A 17,060-nucleotide genomic window follows, 5' to 3' on the forward strand; every position below is an offset into this window, starting at 1 on the left:
AAAGCCAAGCTTGCGCTTGGCTTTTAGATTACCCTTTTTTCTGAAGCAAGGGCCAATACTTTTATTTCTTTGGCATGAGATGCTTTTAATACTTTAATGATTTCCTTGGCCGTATTGCCTGTTGTTAAAATATCATCGATGATAAGAACAGACTTATCTGTCAAATCTTTTTGGCAAACAAAAGCATCAACTAGGTTGAGACTCCTTTCCTCCCTGCCTAGATTATGCTGAGCCTTGGTGTCTTTTACCTTTATAAATTCATCCAGATAGCTTGGCCTTATCCTTTCTATAAAGTCATCTGTAATCATCCTTATTTGATCAAATCCCCTATCTATTAGGGTTGATTTTGAAGACGGAGATGTCAAGATATAATCAACTTCAAATAAGCCCTTCCTAGTCCCATATTCATAGAGAAATTCAGAAAATACTCTAGAAAGGGATGTATTTCTTTCAAACTTATAATTCCCTATTAGTATTTTAAAAAAATCATCATAAAAAAACATGGCATAAGCCTTGGTATTTCCTACTAGAAACTCATTGTCTACATAGTCTAGTTTATCAAAGCAATCCCTACAGATATGGTATTTGTAGATGTATTCTTCCTTGCAAATATAACACTTGTTTGGGTCTAAAAATAAAAAATCAATCAGCAAGTATAGACTCCATTTCCCCTATCCAATATGCTAGGTTAGTATTTCTCTTATTTGACCTATTATTGTCAACCATTGTCTTTATAAATCGCTTCTCACCCAATAAAATTACCAGACTCTTAGCTCTTGTGATACCAGTATAAAGTAGGTTTCTTGTTAAAAGCATAGGCGCTACCTGCATCATAGGAATTATCACACACTTAAATTCTGAACCTTGTGACTTGTGGACTGTAATAGCATATGATAGGTCTAGATCTTTTATGTCTTCTTTTTTATATTTTATGACCTTACCATCTTCAAATTCTACCTTAAGACTTTCTTCATTTGTGTCTATTTCTTTAATAATGCCAATATCTCCATTATAAACCCCATCGTCATTTTCAACTATATTAATAGCCTTTAAATCATAATTATTCCTAACCTGCATGACCTTATCATAGAGTTTAAAAGTCTTATTATTGATCTTCAAAAAAATATTTTGCTTATTTATAGTTTCTTGGATGGCTTCATTTATAGAATCAACTCCCCAAGCTGTCTTTCTTGATAGAGATAGGACCTGGATATCATTTGTCGGGTCAAGTTTATAGAAATTAGGCAGCCTATCTTTTATTAATTCTAGGAGACTTTCTTTAAAATTTCTAGAATTTGCATTTATAAAGAAAAAATCCTTGCCTGGTTGGTTTAAAAATGGATATTCACCCTTATTTATCCTGTGGGCATTTAAAACTATATTAGATTCTCCTGCCTGCCTAAATATTTTTTCTAGCCTCACTGAATTAATATTGGTTTCTAAAATATCTGATAAGACATTACCAGGGCCTACTGATGGAAGCTGGTCGCTATCTCCCACCAGGATTAGGGCTGTATTTTCCCCTATAGCATCGAGAAGACTTTTCATCAGGTAAATATCAACCATACTCATCTCATCTACAATTATATAATCTTTTTCGATTGGATTTTCTTCATTATATTCAGCTATAGGCATATCTGGCCTGATCCCAACAAGTCTATGGATGGTGTAGGACTCCTTGCCAGTAGATTCTTGCATTCTTTTGGCCGCCCTGCCTGTTGGTGCTGCCAAGGCATAGGATAGGTCATTATCATCAAGAATCTTTGTTATGGCATTGATTATGGTTGTTTTACCAGTACCTGGACCACCAGTTATTACAAGTAGCATATTCTCAAAGGCCTTATTTATCGCTTCTTTTTGTTCCTTGGAATATGGGTCTAAGTCTTCATTTATACTCACATCAAATATGTATTTAGCTTTGATTTTTTTAGCTAAATTCATTGCCACCGATTTTTCTGACTTATAAAGGCTTTTGGCATATACATAAGAATTATCATCTATAACAACAAGCTCAAGTTTTCCAGAAAGCAAATCTTCTTCAACTTGTCTAGCTATTAGGTCTTTATCTACCTTTAGTAAATTTTGAGTTTTAATAATCAAATCATCTAATTTTAAGCTTGTGTGCCCGTTAAAATCAGCCTCATAATCGATCACATAGGAAAGTCCTGCTGATATACGAAAAGATGAATTGACTTTCATTTCCATACTACGAGCAAGGCTATCTGCCATGTTAAAACCAATTCCCTTTATATCTTCTATGAGCTTATAAGGATTTGCCTTTATTATGTCTCTGGTATTTTCCCCGTATTTGTTATAGATTTTCATAGAAAGATTGTAAGAAATCCTAAGCTTATTTAGAAATTCCATAGTTTTTCTAGAATCTCTACTATCTTCTACTGATAAGCTTATATCTCTTAGTTTTTTCTTGCCTATACCTTCTACTTCTAAAAGCTTATCTGTGTGATTATACAAGATATCTAAGGACTCATTTCCAAATTTTTGGTAGATGGCCTTGGCAGTTTTAGGCCCAATTCCTCTTATATTTGAATTTGATAAAAATTTAATGATTGATTCCTTATCAGATGGCTTTTTAAGACTTACATTTCTAACATTTATCTGCTCGCCATACTTATCGTGATAGATCAAATCGCCATCGACTTCTATCCTATCTCCCTCATTAAAAATAGGCATAGTACCAACAATGGTAATATCTGAATCAGCGGTTTCTAGTGTCATCACACTATAACCACTTTCATCATTTCTATACCTAATGTTTGTAACTATGCCTTCTATTTTCATTTATTTTACTCTTACTCTCTTAATATCTGCTCCAAGCTTTGTTAGCTTTTCTACTAAATTTGAATAGCCCCTATCTATGTGGTAGATATCAAATACTCTGGTAGTTCCTTCTGCAACAAGACCAGCCATGACAAGAGCTGCTCCTGCTCTTAGATCTGTTGCCTTAACATCTGCTCCATGAAGCTTTGTTACACCTGCTATAGTTGCCCTGTTGCCAGATGTTGCAATTACTGCCCCCATTTTAGAAAGTTCGTTTACGTGCATAAACCTGTTTTCAAAAACAGTTTCTTGTATTCTACTTTCACCCTCACAAACTGTCATTAGCGCCATAAATTGAGCTTGAGCATCTGTTGGAAAACCTGGATATGGAAGGGTCTGGATGTTTGTTGCCTTAAGCTTGCCCTCGTTGGCCCTTACTATTATCTTATCCTCATCTTCTATTTCTTCGACTTCAACACCCATTTCAACTAGCTTTGCAATAACTGGTCTGATGTGGCTTCCGATAACATTGTTTATCAATACCTCTCCCCTTGTCATTGCTGCAGCTGTCATGTAGCTTGCTGCTTCTATTCTATCTGGAATTATGGTGTGTCTTGTTCCCTTTAGCTTTTCAACTCCACTTATTACAATGGTTGATGTACCAGCTCCCTTGATACTTGCTCCCATTTTTGATAGGAAGGAAGCTAGGTCAACTATCTCTGGCTCCTTAGCAGCATTTTCTAAGGTTGTCTTACCTTTTGCAAGGCAAGCTGCCATCATTATATTTTGTGTAGCTCCTACTGATGGGAAGTCTAGATATATTTCTGTACCTACTAGGCCATTTTTAGCCTCGATTGATATTTCATCATCATTTATAGAGTTAGAAGCTCCTAGGGCCTCAAAACCCTTTAGGTGAAGATCTATTGGTCGACTTCCTATGTTACATCCACCTGGAGCCTTGGTGTAGGCTGCATTAAACCTAGATAAAAGTGGTCCCATTACTACAAAGGATGCCCTCATCTTATCCATAAGTTCAAATGGTGTCTCGCAGGTATTTATTGATGCGGAATTTATACTTAGGGTGTTTGTATCTAAGTATTTGACTTCGCTTCCTAGGTGTTTGAGAACTTCCACCATTATCTCTACGTCCTTAAGCTCAGGAACCCCATCTAATATTATTTCTTCTGTACCCAAAACACAAGCAGCAAGAATTGGAAGGGCAGAGTTTTTTGCCCCCGATATATTTACTTCTCCCTTGAGTGGTCCATTAGAATTTATTACTAATATTTCTTTTTCTGCCATAATTAATCCTTACTTAGTACCAAACAGCCTATCCCCAGCGTCACCAAGTCCAGGTACTATATAGCCATTTTCATTTAATTTCTCATCAAGCTGTGCAATATAAACCTTGACATCTGGATGCTTTTCTTCAAGCAATTTGAAAGCTTCAGGTGCTGCTATAACGCTTAGTAATTTTATAGATTTACAACCATATTCTTTTAGTCTATCTATAGCATCACAAGCTGAACCACCTGTTGCAAGCATTGGATCTACTACAAGGATATCCCTGTTTTCAACATCACTTGGAAGCTTGCAATAATATTCTACAGGTTGAAGAGTTTCTTCATTTCTATACATACCAATATGGCCAATCTTAGCTGCTGGTAAGACTTCTAATACCCCATCAACCATTCCAAGACCTGCTCTTAGGATTGGAACGATACCGATTTTTTTGCCTGTAAGCCTATAGCCCGTTGTCTTTGCAACTGGAGTTTCTACTTCATATTCTTCAAGCTCTAAATCTGAAGTAGCTTCATAAGCTAACATCATAGCTATTTCTGTAACTAGAGATCTAAACTCGTTTGAGCCTGTATTAATATCTCTTAAGATGGAAATTTTATGTTTGATTACTGGATGGTCTAATACTTTTACATTTTTCATATTTCTTATCTCCTATATATAATTCACATCGCCTGCTGCCGATTTTTTCATCCTATTCATTATACTCTTACCCAAATGATTTTCCTTAACACCTTCTGCTAGAATAATATCTACATCCATCCTATCCATCTGCCTTAAGGCAGAAAATAAAACATGGCTCATTGTAGATAAGTCACTCCTATCACCAAAGCTTATAAAATCAAAATTTTTAAATATTTCTTTAGAATCCTCAAATCCTAATATTCCTACCCTATATAATTTTTCTTTATAAGAATTTGCAAGATCATAAATATAATCTTTTGCTCCATCCCCTACAAATACTCTCATCTTAGCCTTTGGAGCGTAATGCTTATATTTTTGTCCTGGAGACTTTGGTCTGACACTTGCATCTACAAGGCTATCATCTAGTCTCACATCAGGGATAATCTCTTTTAGAAACTCATAGGTATAAAAACCAGGTCTAAGTATTACTGGTATATCTTCTGATAGGTCAAGAACAGTAGATTCTATGCCAATATTAGATTCCCCACCATCTAAGATCATTGGTATAATACCATCCATATCAAAAAAAACATCAGCTGCATTAGTTGGTGACGGTCTACCAGATATATTTGCTGATGGGGCTGCAATTGGTGTATTTGCAAAAGCTATAAGCTTATTTGCAATCTTATCTGACGGAAATCTGATGGCTACAGTATCTCCACCTGCTGTTGCTGCATCTGGTATTAGCTTAGATTTCTTAAAAATAAGTGTTAATGGCCCTGGCCAAAGCTTAAAAAGAGCCCTATCCCTATCTCTTATTTCATCTACTAATTTTTCAAGCATTTCTAGGTCTGAAATGTGTAAAATCAAAGGATTGTCGGCTGGTCTATGCTTGGCCTTAAAAATTTTCTGACAAGCCTTATCACTTAGACCATCTGCTCCAAGCCCATAAACTGTTTCAGTCGGAAAGGCTACAAGTTCTCCCTCATTTATCAAACTTGCTGCCTTTTTTATTATTTTTTCATCAATGTTATTTCTATCTAACTCTAAAACTTCTGTTTTCATTTAGCCTTCTTTAATCTAAAATACAATAAGTCGGATCAGCGTGAAGTGTAAGTATCACTCCCGTTTCCTTCCTAATAATTTTTTCAATCCTGTCTATTTCATTATGAAGTTCACTGACAGTCAAATTTCCTGGAACCTCAACATGACAAGACCCTATTATCTGTCCTCTGCCATATTGGTGGATATCCAAATGATGAATGCCCTTTATATATTGGCCAGATAAGAGTATTTCAGAAATCTTTTCTTCTATATTCTCATCAATTCTTTCACCTAATAAATATTTTACTGTTTCATTAAATAAGTCTATGCCAGGTTTTATAACAAAAAACGCCACTACTATACCCATTGCAGCATCAAGGTTAAAGCTTACAAATCTTTGTAAAAATACACCTAAGATAATAGCGCTGGTTGAAATTATATCATTTCTAGCATCAAGCATTACACCTAAGTTTAGGTCTGATTCTAAATCCTTATATAATTTTGCATTTAGTCTGTAAATATAAAGTTTTATCAAGATTCCGGCAAATAATATAATAAAGCTTAGTAAATTAAGGCCATTAGGATTACTATCATTAAAAGACTTTGCAGAATTTATAAAAAGCATAAGTCCCACATAGATAATCACTATCGAAACAAGTAAGGATACCACATATTCTATCCTACCATGACCGAATGGATGTTCTTTGTCGGCTGGTTTTTTGGAAAAACTAGATCCGACCAAGGCCATGATTGAAACTACTGAATCAGAAAGATTGTTAAAGGCATCATTTAAGATAGCTGTAGACTTACTCACAAAACCTAAAATAATCTTACTTATAAAAAGTATAATGTTCATTATTATGCCTATGAGTGATGATACGCTTATTAAATCAAGCCTTACATCTGGATTATCAATATTTTTATAATCCTTTACTAGTCTTTTAGCAAGAAAATCAAACAACTATTCTTCCTCACCTATTTTTTCTAACTTTCTAGTTTGATCTTCTGCTATTAGGGAATTAATCATATCTTCTATGTCTCCATTTAGAAAATCATCTAGTTGGTAAACTGTTTTATTAATCCTGTGGTCGGTGATTCTTCCTTGAGGGAAGTTATAGGTTCTAATTCTTTCAGACCTATCACCAGTACCTACCTGGCTTTTTCTATTATCTGCTATTTCCTTATTTCTTTTTTCTTCTTCTAACTCATAAAGTCTAGCCCTAAGAACTCTCATGGCCTTATCTTTATTCTTTATCTGGCTCTTTTCATCTTGGATGGCTACAACTAGGCCTGTTGGTATATGGGTAAGTCTTACAGCAGAGTCGGTTGTATTTACTGATTGGCCACCATTACCACTTGACCTATAAACATCTACCCTAATATCATTAGGATCTATGTGAAGCTCTACTTCATCAACTTCTGGAAGAACTGCAACAGTTGCTGTGGAGGTATGAATTCTACCACCTGATTCTGTTTCAGGTACTCTTTGAACCCTATGAACTCCTGATTCGTATTTTAATTTAGAATAAGCTCCCTCGCCTCTTACAACAAAGGTAGCATCTTTGATTCCACCCACTCCTTGGGTGTTGACCTCAATATCTTCGGTCTTAAAACCAGCCTTGTCTGCATACATGTTATACATTCTATATAGATCACCAGCAAAGAGGCCTGCCTCATCACCACCAGCACCCGGTCTGATTTCAACGATTACGTCTCTTTCATCGTTAGGGTCCTTTGGTATTAGAAGAATTTGCATCTCATCTTTAAAGACTTCAAGGTTTTTCTTGTTTTCATCAATTTCTTCTTTGAGCATAGCGATCATATCTTGATCATCTGTTTCATTTAAAAGCTCTTGGTTTTCTTCTATTGTATCTTCTGCGTTTTTAATTTCTTCGTATTTTTCAACTACTGGTTTTAGTGAATTATACTCTTTAGAAACTTTTCTAAATTGATCCATATCTGATAAAACTGCTGGATCTGCGAGTTTTAATTCAAGTTGTTTGTAATTTTCTCTAACATGTTCTAGATTTTCAAACATAATTTATCCTTTCTGTGCAATAATAAATCTATCAAAATCGTTAAAATCTTTAATGTTTTTTATATTGATAAAATTTTCTTTCTTTAATAAATCATTAATCTCATCTTTTTGATCATAACCTATTTCAAAAATTAGGTGTCCGTCATCATTTAAATAATTTGAAGCCTCTTTTATAATTTGCCTATAAAAATCCAAACCATCGACTCCACCATAGAGGGCTGATTTTGGCTCGTAAAAAAGCTCCTTATCAAGATTTTTATAATCAACCTTATTAATATAAGGCGGATTAGATACTATCAAGTCAAATTTCCCATCTATATTTTCAAACAAATCAGATTTAATAAAGTCGACATTTTTGATAGCCAAAAGGTCCTTATTTTCGATAGCTAAGCTTATGGCCTTATCTTCTATATCTGATCCGATGACAAGAGAGTCCTTTAGATTATAGGCAAGACTTAGGGCTATAGCACCACTTCCTGTTCCTATATCAAGGATTTTTTCTTTTCTGTAGGGAGATTTTATTATATAATCTACTATTATCTCTGTTTCAAATCTTGGTATGAGAGCCCTAGGATCAACCTTAAGCCTTAGATTATAAAACTCCCAATAACCTATGGCATATTGAAGGGGAATAGATTCTTTCCTCATATTTATTATATCGTTTAATTTTCTAGATTCTTCTTCTTTTAGGTCTAAATTTTGATTTAAGAGTATAAAAGATTTAGGTTTATCTAGAATGTAGGTTAGGGCTATGAGTGTTGTGTTGTAATCTTTTTTTAAAAATTCTGATATCTTCATTATTTTACACAAAAATAAGGTAAGTTGCCTTACCTTATTTTTCTTTCTATTATTTTCTACCGTATTTCTTGTTAAATCTTTCTACCTTACCACCACGTTCAGCAGTTCTTTGTTTACCAGAATAGAATGGATGGCAATTGTTGCAAACTTCTACTTTGATTTCTTCTTCTGTTGAACCTACTGTAAACTCGTTGCCACAAGACACGCAAGTTACCTTAGCTTGGTGATATTCTGGATGTAATTCTTTTTTCATAATTCACCTCTATCTTCCATTTCAATAAGCAATTAAAATTATACCTGCTTTGTATACTTAAATCAAGTTATTTAAGGGATGAATTTATCAGTCTGACAAAATCTTGGTTGGATTTTGTTCTTTTCATCCAGTCAATTAACTCTAGAATAGATTCTGTTGTATTTAGGTCGGAGTTTCTTAGCTTATAAATAGCTTCCATTTCTTCTTTTGAAAGAAGGAGATCATCACGTCTTGTTGATGATTTTTCGATGTTGATTGCAGGGAAGATCCTGCGGTTTGATAGGCGTCTATCAAGGTGGATTTCCATATTGCCGGTTCCCTTAAATTCTTCAAAGATCATGTCATCCATCCTTGAGCCAGTATCTACTAGGGCTGTGGCAAGTATTGTAAGTGACCCACCATTTTCTATATTTCTAGCTGCACCAAAAAATTGCTTTGGACCGACAAGGGCTAGTGGATCTAGACCACCTGATAGGGTCCTGCCTGATTGAGGAGTCATGATATTATAGGCCCTTGCAAGCCTTGTTATAGAGTCAAGAAGTATTACCACATCTTTCTTTTCTTCAACAAACCTCTTGGCACGCTCTAAGACCATTTCTGCTATGTCTATATGGTTTTGTGGTGGCATGTCAAAGGTTGATGCAGCTACCTCAGTCCTCATTAAGACATTTTCTGGATCCCTATATTCATTTACAAATCTTATAAAATCTGTTACTTCTTCTGGTCTTTCATCGATTAAAAGGACCAAAATTTTAAGGTCATCATAGTTTTTTTCTAGGGCTCTTTCTATTTCTTTGATGAGTGTTGTCTTTCCGGCCTTTGGCTGGGAAACTATAAGACCCCTTTGGCCCCTACCTATCGGGCTTATTATATCAATTATTCTGCCAGATAAGTGTTTAGAATCTGTCTCCACACTTATTCTCTCATTTGGATAAATTGGTGTTAAGTCTTCAAAAGGCGGCCTATTAAAGGCATCTCCTGGCTTTATTCCATTTACACTTGATACAAATATTAAAGGAGAAAACTTGTCCTTGTCGTGTTTTTCTCTGGCTATTCCTTCTATGTAGTCACCTGTCTTTAGCCTAAACATCTTTATTTGCTTAGGTGGGACATATATATCATCATCACCAGATTCATAAAGCTGGGTCCTTAAAAATCCAAAGCCATCTGGTAATATTTCAAGTATTCCATCACAATCAAATTTGGATCCCAGGTCATTTTCTCTTGCTTCTTGGTTTTCTTCTTCTTTATTTTTATTTTCTTCTTCTATGAGCTTTATTAATTCATCTTTTCTATATTTACTAATTGATTCAATTCCTAAGTCTTTTGCAAGTTCTCTTAATTCAACTAGTTTTTTATCTTTTAAATTATCCATAATTCTTATAAAAAATCAAGGGGCACGAGGCCCCTATTATTTTTCTACTAATATCGGTATTTAGTTTTGAGCACTATTTGTGCTACCAAACATCTCGATTTTTTCTTCTACTAGGGCTTGTACTGCATCTGTACCGTCTTTTAGAAGTTTTCTTGGGTCAAAGCCCTTGCCTTGTTGGTCTTTACCAGCTTCTATATAAGCTCTTGTTGCCTTAGCAAATTCGATTTGGCATTCTGTGTTTACGTTGATTTTTGATACTCCTAGGCTGATAGCTTTTTTGATTTGATCACTTGGGATACCTGTACCACCGTGAAGAACTATAGGCATTTTAACTGCATCAGAAATTTCTTGTAGTCTTTCAAAGTTAAGTCCTTGCCAGTCAGCAGGATATACACCGTGGATATTACCGATACCGGCAGCTAGGAAGTCTATACCACATGCTGCAAGATTTTTACATTCTTCAACATCTGCAAGTTCACCAGCTGATGTAACTCCATCTTCTTCTCCACCAATTCCGCCTACTTCACCTTCTACTGAGATTCCTTTTTCGTGAGCAAGTTTAACAATTTCTCTTGTTTTTTCAAGGTTTTCATCTATTGGGAAGTGTGAGCCATCAAACATTACTGATGTAAAACCAGCTTCTATACAAGCTTTTGCACCTTCATATGAACCATGGTCTAGGTGAATTGCCACAGGAACAGTTATATTTAGAGCATCGTGAAGATTTTTAACTAGGTCAGCTACAACTTTGAAGCCTCCCATATATTTTGCAGCACCTTCACTTGATGCTATGATAACTGCAGTTTTCTTTGCTTCTGCAGCAAGTAGGATTGCCTTTGTCCATTCAAGGTTGTTTGTATTGAAGTGGCCAATTGCATAACCTTTCTCATAAGCTAAGTCTAACATTTCTTTTGCATTTACTAACATTATTATCTCCTCCGGGCTTATGCCCTATTTATTAATCCATTCATTATTATGATACCCATTTTTGCCTTAGTCTTGCAAATCTTTATGGATATTTTCTATAATTCTTTCAATTGATTCGTTTTTATCTAGTTTTATATTTTCAAGATCAGATCTTTTTGAATATTCAACTATTCCTTCACTTGCATCCTTACCTACTGTTATCCTATATGGAATTCCTATTAGGTCCCTATCATTAAATTTAACACCTGGACGCTCTTTTCTATCATCAAGTAGAACATCTATCCTAGCATCTTTTAGTTTTTTGTAAATTTCTTCACCTAAATCTTTTTGCTCTTCCTTGTTTGGATTTACAATTGTAACAATAGCTTCAAATGGTGCTACAGATGTAGGCCAGATTATGCCCTTATCATCGTGGTTTTGCTCTACAATTGCTGATACAGATCTTGATACACCTATACCATAAGAGCCCATAACGAATGGTTTTGAAACGCCATTTTGGTCTAGGAAATTTGCCCCAATTGCTTCTGAGTATTTAGTTCCTAATTGGAAGATGTTTCCTACTTCTATACCACGAGCTGCTAGGTATTTTCCGCTGCCATCATAGGCTTCATCACCTTCTTTGGCTAGTGTTAAATCTTCTGCAATCTCCCCATCAAAATCTCTCTTATAGTTTGCATTAATATAGTGGTATCCAGCCTTATTAGCTCCAACTACAAGGTTATTTATCTCTGTAAGTGACTTATCAATTATAACCCTTACATCCTTTAAGCCGATTGGTCCTGTATAGCCAGGCTCGGTATATTTTTCTATACTTTCATCATCTGCCATGAAGATTTCATGCTCTGGCACACCTAGGTAGGCAATAAGTTTAGCCATATTTAAGTCCCTATCACCAGGGATAAATACAAATACAAGCTCTCCTTGAACTATTAGGTCGACTGCCTTTGCACATTTGATTTTTTCTTCATTTAAGAATTCGCTTACTTCTTCTATGGTTTTCTTATCAGTTGTTTTTACTAATTCTAATTCTTTTTCTTCTTCTTTTATAACCGGAACTAGGCTTCTTGCCTTTTCGTCTGTATAGGCCTTATCTGAATTTTCTGTATAAAGGATGACTCCTTCACCACTTTCAGCAAGAGCCATAAATTCGTGACTCTTTCTACCACCCATAGCTCCTGTATCACCTTCAACAATCCTGTAGTCAAGCTTCATTTTGTCAAAGGCATATTCATAGGCCTTCCACATATTGTCATAAGCTTTTTCCAGTCCTTCAAAGTCTTGGTCAAAGGTGTAGGCATCTTTCATAAGGAAATCACGGGACCTATTTATACCAAATCTAGGTCTTTTTTCATCCCTAAACTTATCTACTATTTGGTAAATATTAAGTGGAAGTTGCTTATAAGAATTAAGCTCATCTTTTACTAAATCTACGAAAGATTCTTCAGCTGTTGGACCTAGGGCATATTCCCTATCGTGTCTATCTTTAATCTTAAACATCTCAGGACCAAATGTTTCCCATCTACCTGATGCATCCCAAATTTCTCTTGGTTGAAGGATTGATGTTGAAACTTCAATTGCTCCATGGCTATCCATGGCATCTCTTACTATTGCTTCAATTTTATTTATAACTTTTTTACCAAGTGGTAGGAAAGAATAAATTCCTGAAGCTTGACGTCTGATAAAAGCACCTCTAGTTAGAAGCTTGTGGCTTGCTGTTTCAGCATCCACAGGATCTTCTCTTAGGGTTGGCATATAATAATTTGATAATCTCATTTAATTTAAACTCCTCATTGAAAGACCAATTCTTTCTTTTTTCTTATCTATTTCTATAATTTTTACTGTCACTACCTCAGAGTTTGTTAAAACATCGTGAGGATTTTTGATAAACTTATCGGAAATCTCTGAGATATGAACTAGGCCATCTGTTCCTACTCCAATATCTACAAAAGCTCCGAAATCAGTTATGTTTCTAACTTTCCCTTTAAGTATCATACCCTCTTTTAGGTCATCAAGACTCATAACTTCTTTTTTTGTTAAAACCTCGGGGTTATCATCTCTCGGGTCCCTTCCGGGCTTTTTAAGCTCTTTTATGATATCTCTAAGGGTCGGTTCTCCAACTTCTAGCTTTTGGGCAGTTTCTTCTATGTTTATTTCATCTAAGTTTAAGCCTTCAAGTTTTTTGGCTATCTTGTAGCTTTCAGGGTGAACTCCTGTATTGTCCAAAATCTCGGGTGATGATGGAAATCTCAAAAAGCCTGCAGCAAGCTCGTAGGTTTTCTTGCCAAGTCCCTTTACATCTAAGAGGTCCTTCCTATATTTAATCTTTCCATCCTTGAAATCTTCTTCAATTCTTTTTGCAAGATTTTGATTTAGACCTGATACATATGATAAAAGCTTATAGGAGGCATTATTTATACTAACTCCCACCTCATTTACCGCATCTTCTACAACCTTGGCAAGCTCTAAATCAAGCTTTTTACCATCAAGATCGTGTTGGTATTGGCCGACTCCAATATGTTTTGGTTCAATTTTTACAAGTTCTGCCATAGGGTCTTGGAGTCTTCTTGCCATTGAAATAGCCCCTCTTATGGTTACATCAAGGTCTGGAAATTCTTCCTCTCCAAGGGCTGAAGCTGAATAAACACTAGCCCCTGCCTCATTTACTATAGCATAACTTACACCTTCTACTTCCTTAAGAAGTTTGTTTACAACTAGTTCAGTTTCCCTAGATGCTGTCGCATTACCAAGGGCTATTAGGCTAACACCATATTTTTCTATAAGACCTTTAAGGGTTGCTATCGCTTCTTTTTCTTTCTTATGGGGTTCTACCGGATAAATCACTGCCTTATCCAAATATTTTCCATTCTTATCTACAACTGCTACCTTACAACCTGTCCTAAAACCAGGGTCAAGGCCCATTACAACTTGGCCTTTGATTGGCCTTTGCAATAAATAAGGCTTTAGATTGTCTCCAAAGACTCTAATAGACTCATCACTAGCTTCTTCTGTAAGCTTATTTCTAAGCTCTGTTGTAATTGATGGGAGCATCAGCCTCTTGTAGGCGTCATCTATAGTAGCCTTTACCAAGCCTTCTTGGTAAGGATTATAAGTCTTATCCTGACTTATTAGCTTATAGATTAAGTTTTTGTTATATTCATCTGTAAATTCAATTTTAACTGTCAATATTTCTTCTTTTTCAGCCCTATTTATAGCTAAAATTTGGAAAGATTTCAAATCCTTAAGCTTTTTAGAAAAATCATGGTAATTTTCGTAAAGATCATCTTCCTCTGCCTTAAGTTTAGTGATAAGACTTGCCCTAACAAGTCCATCTCTTCTGATAATATTTCTTGCTTCTATTGAATTTGCAATATCTTCTGCAAGTATATCAAGAGCTCTTGTAATTATTTCCTTTTCATCTTCTAGATTTTCTTGCTTATAAGTAGCTGCTTCCTTTAGGGCTTCTTCTTCATCGCTAATCTCTGTAAGAAGCTTATCTAAAAACTTATCAAGTCCAAATTCCCTAGCTATATCAGCCCTAGTCTTTCTTCTAGATTTGAAAGGTGCGTAGATATCTTCTAGAATTGTAAGGGTGTTGGTTGCTAAGATTTTTTCTCTTAATTCATCTGTCAGCTGGCCCTTATTATCGATGGCATTTATTATTTCTTCCTGCCTTTTTTCGATATTTCTAAGCTTGTTGAGATTTTTTTCTATATCTCTTATCTCAACATCTGTAAGATTTCCTGTAACTTCCTTCCTATATCTAGCTATGAAGGCAACTGTTGAGCCTTCATCCAAGAGTTTGATAACATTGTCGATTGATTCTTCTTTAATATTTAATTCTTTTGATAAAATTTCTGTAATATTCATAAATTCCTTATAATAAAATAATTTTTAATATATAAATAATTAATAAATGTGCTGGATAAAATATATAAAATCCCCACTTGCTTGACCTTCCTTTTTGCCCATTATACAAGGATATGAAGGGTATAGATAAGTAAACTATATAGGGAATATAAAGTTCATAACCACTAGTAAATCTTGAAAAGGCAAATGATAAGAAAATCGCAAGACCTGTCATTATTTTACTATTTCTAGCAAAATATAGTAAGCCTATAGCTGTAATTACCCTATAATCATAGTCGCATTTTATGGCTATGGCAATAAAGGATATACATACAAATGATATTCCTATTAGAAAAATTTCTATAGGCTTATTCATTTTCCTTGCCCATTGCCAAATACTAAGCATCAGCCCTCCTAGAAAAAGTGTAAAAAATACATTTTGACTTGTAAAATCAAAGGCCATATCTGAAAAAGCAAGATCATAAAATATTTCCGAAATAAAGGCAAAGATTAATAATCTAGCCAAATATTTTTTTACATCACTTGTAAAGATGATTCCCTGGACCAAGAGGAAGGAAAATATGGGCATGGCTATCCTTCCTATTAGCATGAAACTATCAGCAAGACTTATATATCCCAATCCATAGAGTAAGTTTGTCTGAGCCAGGTGACTTAAAAGCATGGCAAGGGCTGCTATTATTTTAAGTCCACTAGTGCTAAAAAACCTTCTTTCAGAAAACCGGGTCTTTTTTAAATTGTCCTTATCTGTCATTAGCAATTTCCTTTGATGAAGTTTATCTTATATTTTGGGAAAATCAAAGATATAGTTTTGCCAGCCAAATCATGGTCATGTGCCTTTAAATTATAAATATCGCTTGGATCAAAGAAAACCATCTTTAGTTCGCTTGTTTTATTTGTCACAATGCTTAATTCAAACTTATATCTTTGCCTATCCTTATCGTAAGCTAGGAGAATATCCATAAACCTTCCATAATCATAGTCATTTAACATCTCAAATTCCAAATCAACCCTATAATTTTCATCTTCTATAAGCTTAAATTTAGCTTTTTCGCTCTTATAGGATACAAGCTCTTTTGTCTTTAGATCTGTAAGTGTCATAGTAGCTAAGATTTTTTGAGAATTACCAATAAGCTCAATCATATCAGTATTTGATAGGTCTTTTTTGATTTCTTCAAGTGATTCATCAACTTTTTCCCTATTTTTTAAATCTGATATATAAATAGCCTCATTTGGAAGGTCCTTTTTCTTGTGATTATCTTTCCTTTTAGCTTTTTTAATCACTTTCCTAGGTTTAGATTTATTTCTATCTGAAGATAAGTATGCCTTTATATCAGAAAAATTCATCTTATCATCAATAACTATAGACTCCTTTTGGCTTAGATAAAGATAGGTTGAGTATAAAGTCCTAAATACCATATATAGAAAAGACAGGCTTGTTAATAAATTCAAAATCTTTTTGGGAATTATGTTGTTATAGTTTATTAAATTTACTATAAGCATCAAAAAGAAAGGTCTAATTCCTGTAAATTTCATGAAATTTGTAAGGGATGAATCTTTCTTTTCCCTTTTGTTAAGCTTAACAAGCATTATCAAAACCCTTACAAAAAAGTCTATAAAGCCTACTATATAAAGACCTGTAACTATATTAAATACATAAGGGTAGTATGTATATATTTCAAAAGGCAAACTCCTTATGCTTAAGTCAATCAAAAAACTTGTAGCAAGTAAAAATAGGCCGCTCTTTCTAAAGGTTTTGGATGCAATAAATAGGATAATAAGGACCAAAAATGCCCCTATGGCAAATCCTATAAATTGATTATTCATAATCGTGGTATAAATTTGCTCTAAAATAAATGAATAGTTCATATTAGCTCCATTCTGATTATACTAAATTATATAATCCTAATACTATATATTATATAGACGAATTAAAAAAATACTAGTAAAATGTATTTATGCTAGAATAACTCAATGGTAGAGTAACGGTATCGTAAACCGGAGGTTGCAGGTTCAAGTCCTGTTTCTAGCTCCACCTATAAAGGCTAGCTATTTAAAGC

At 34.6% G+C, this 17,060-nt stretch carries 15 protein-coding genes and 1 tRNA gene; 1 reads left to right on the forward strand and 15 read right to left on the reverse strand.

What is annotated here, in order from left to right; translation table 11 throughout:
- Nucleotides 1-23: 23 nt before the first annotated feature.
- The 15 genes from RRB46_RS00345 to RRB46_RS00415 all read right to left on the reverse strand — a co-directional run bounded on the left by RRB46_RS00345 (nucleotide 24) and on the right by RRB46_RS00415 (nucleotide 16,869).
- On the reverse strand, nucleotides 24-653 hold the full coding sequence (locus RRB46_RS00345) for a ComF family protein (RefSeq protein ID WP_297689653.1): 630 nt from the start codon (nucleotides 651-653) through the stop codon (nucleotides 24-26).
- Nucleotides 643-2,799 carry an ATP-dependent RecD-like DNA helicase gene (locus RRB46_RS00350; protein ID WP_311537087.1) on the reverse strand — a complete coding sequence of 719 codons (2,157 nt, stop codon included), beginning with the start codon at nucleotides 2,797-2,799 and terminating at the stop codon, nucleotides 643-645. Before RRB46_RS00350 ends, RRB46_RS00345 begins: the two co-directional genes overlap by 11 nt.
- Nucleotides 2,800-4,080, reverse strand: coding sequence for a UDP-N-acetylglucosamine 1-carboxyvinyltransferase (gene murA / locus RRB46_RS00355; RefSeq protein ID WP_296126005.1), 1,281 nt, complete (start codon nucleotides 4,078-4,080; stop codon nucleotides 2,800-2,802).
- 9 nt (nucleotides 4,081-4,089) lie between these two features.
- On the reverse strand, nucleotides 4,090-4,719 hold the full coding sequence (gene upp / locus RRB46_RS00360) for a uracil phosphoribosyltransferase (protein ID WP_296126002.1): 630 nt from the start codon (nucleotides 4,717-4,719) through the stop codon (nucleotides 4,090-4,092).
- A 12-nt stretch (nucleotides 4,720-4,731) separates the two neighbouring features.
- Entirely contained in the window at nucleotides 4,732-5,766 is a 1,035-nt protein-coding gene (locus RRB46_RS00365) for an L-threonylcarbamoyladenylate synthase (protein ID WP_311537088.1), read from the reverse strand.
- A 10-nt stretch (nucleotides 5,767-5,776) separates the two neighbouring features.
- The gene (locus RRB46_RS00370) at nucleotides 5,777-6,706 is read right to left on the reverse strand and encodes a cation diffusion facilitator family transporter (protein WP_296125995.1); all 930 of its coding nucleotides are present in this window, start codon (nucleotides 6,704-6,706) and stop codon (nucleotides 5,777-5,779) included.
- Nucleotides 6,707-7,783, reverse strand: coding sequence for a peptide chain release factor 1 (prfA, locus tag RRB46_RS00375; RefSeq protein ID WP_296125993.1), 1,077 nt, complete (start codon nucleotides 7,781-7,783; stop codon nucleotides 6,707-6,709).
- 3 nt (nucleotides 7,784-7,786) lie between these two features.
- The gene (gene prmC, locus RRB46_RS00380; protein WP_311537089.1) at nucleotides 7,787-8,581 is read right to left on the reverse strand and encodes a peptide chain release factor N(5)-glutamine methyltransferase; all 795 of its coding nucleotides are present in this window, start codon (nucleotides 8,579-8,581) and stop codon (nucleotides 7,787-7,789) included.
- A gap of 49 nt (nucleotides 8,582-8,630) precedes the next feature.
- Nucleotides 8,631-8,834, reverse strand: coding sequence for a 50S ribosomal protein L31 (gene rpmE / locus RRB46_RS00385; RefSeq protein WP_296125987.1), 204 nt, complete (start codon nucleotides 8,832-8,834; stop codon nucleotides 8,631-8,633).
- A 67-nt stretch (nucleotides 8,835-8,901) separates the two neighbouring features.
- Nucleotides 8,902-10,209 carry a transcription termination factor Rho gene (gene rho / locus RRB46_RS00390; RefSeq protein ID WP_296125984.1) on the reverse strand — a complete coding sequence of 436 codons (1,308 nt, stop codon included), beginning with the start codon at nucleotides 10,207-10,209 and terminating at the stop codon, nucleotides 8,902-8,904.
- Nucleotides 10,210-10,269: 60 nt separating this feature from the next.
- Nucleotides 10,270-11,136: a class II fructose-1,6-bisphosphate aldolase gene (fba, locus tag RRB46_RS00395; protein ID WP_297689667.1), complete on the reverse strand. Its 867-nt coding sequence runs from the start codon at nucleotides 11,134-11,136 to the stop codon at nucleotides 10,270-10,272.
- Nucleotides 11,137-11,202: 66 nt separating this feature from the next.
- Nucleotides 11,203-12,909, reverse strand: a complete 1,707-nt coding sequence (locus RRB46_RS00400) for a proline--tRNA ligase (RefSeq protein WP_296125979.1) — start codon at nucleotides 12,907-12,909, stop codon at nucleotides 11,203-11,205.
- Nucleotides 12,910-15,003, reverse strand: a complete 2,094-nt coding sequence (locus RRB46_RS00405; RefSeq protein WP_311537090.1) for a Tex family protein — start codon at nucleotides 15,001-15,003, stop codon at nucleotides 12,910-12,912.
- A 7-nt stretch (nucleotides 15,004-15,010) separates the two neighbouring features.
- Complete coding sequence (locus tag RRB46_RS00410) at nucleotides 15,011-15,754, reverse strand: TraX family protein (protein ID WP_311537091.1); 744 nt, start codon at nucleotides 15,752-15,754, stop codon at nucleotides 15,011-15,013.
- Complete coding sequence (locus RRB46_RS00415) at nucleotides 15,754-16,869, reverse strand: hypothetical protein (protein WP_296125971.1); 1,116 nt, start codon at nucleotides 16,867-16,869, stop codon at nucleotides 15,754-15,756. The genes RRB46_RS00410 and RRB46_RS00415 overlap by 1 nt, the downstream gene beginning before the upstream one ends.
- A gap of 91 nt (nucleotides 16,870-16,960) precedes the next feature.
- Here RRB46_RS00415 and RRB46_RS00420 point away from each other — a divergent pair.
- A tRNA-Thr gene (locus tag RRB46_RS00420) sits at nucleotides 16,961-17,035 on the forward strand.
- The last annotated feature ends 25 nt before the right edge of the window (nucleotides 17,036-17,060 follow it).

The organism is uncultured Anaerococcus sp. (assembly GCF_963512375.1).
Taxonomy (GTDB): domain Bacteria; phylum Bacillota; class Clostridia; order Tissierellales; family Peptoniphilaceae; genus Anaerococcus.

Coding starts and splice junctions, on each gene's coding strand:
- RRB46_RS00350 (WP_311537087.1), bottom strand. CDS start 2,799: ATGAAAATAGAAGGCATAGTTACAAACATTAGGTATAGAAATGATGAA.
- murA (WP_296126005.1), bottom strand. CDS start 4,080: ATGGCAGAAAAAGAAATATTAGTAATAAATTCTAATGGACCACTCAAG.
- upp (WP_296126002.1), bottom strand. CDS start 4,719: ATGAAAAATGTAAAAGTATTAGACCATCCAGTAATCAAACATAAAATT.
- RRB46_RS00365 (WP_311537088.1), bottom strand. CDS start 5,766: ATGAAAACAGAAGTTTTAGAGTTAGATAGAAATAACATTGATGAAAAA.
- prfA (WP_296125993.1), bottom strand. CDS start 7,783: ATGTTTGAAAATCTAGAACATGTTAGAGAAAATTACAAACAACTTGAA.
- prmC (WP_311537089.1), bottom strand. CDS start 8,581: ATGAAGATATCAGAATTTTTAAAAAAAGATTACAACACAACACTCATA.
- rpmE (WP_296125987.1), bottom strand. CDS start 8,834: ATGAAAAAAGAATTACATCCAGAATATCACCAAGCTAAGGTAACTTGC.
- rho (WP_296125984.1), bottom strand. CDS start 10,209: ATGGATAATTTAAAAGATAAAAAACTAGTTGAATTAAGAGAACTTGCA.
- fba (WP_297689667.1), bottom strand. CDS start 11,136: ATGTTAGTAAATGCAAAAGAAATGTTAGACTTAGCTTATGAGAAAGGT.
- RRB46_RS00400 (WP_296125979.1), bottom strand. CDS start 12,909: ATGAGATTATCAAATTATTATATGCCAACCCTAAGAGAAGATCCTGTG.
- RRB46_RS00405 (WP_311537090.1), bottom strand. CDS start 15,003: ATGAATATTACAGAAATTTTATCAAAAGAATTAAATATTAAAGAAGAA.
- RRB46_RS00410 (WP_311537091.1), bottom strand. CDS start 15,754: ATGACAGATAAGGACAATTTAAAAAAGACCCGGTTTTCTGAAAGAAGG.
- RRB46_RS00415 (WP_296125971.1), bottom strand. CDS start 16,869: ATGAACTATTCATTTATTTTAGAGCAAATTTATACCACGATTATGAAT.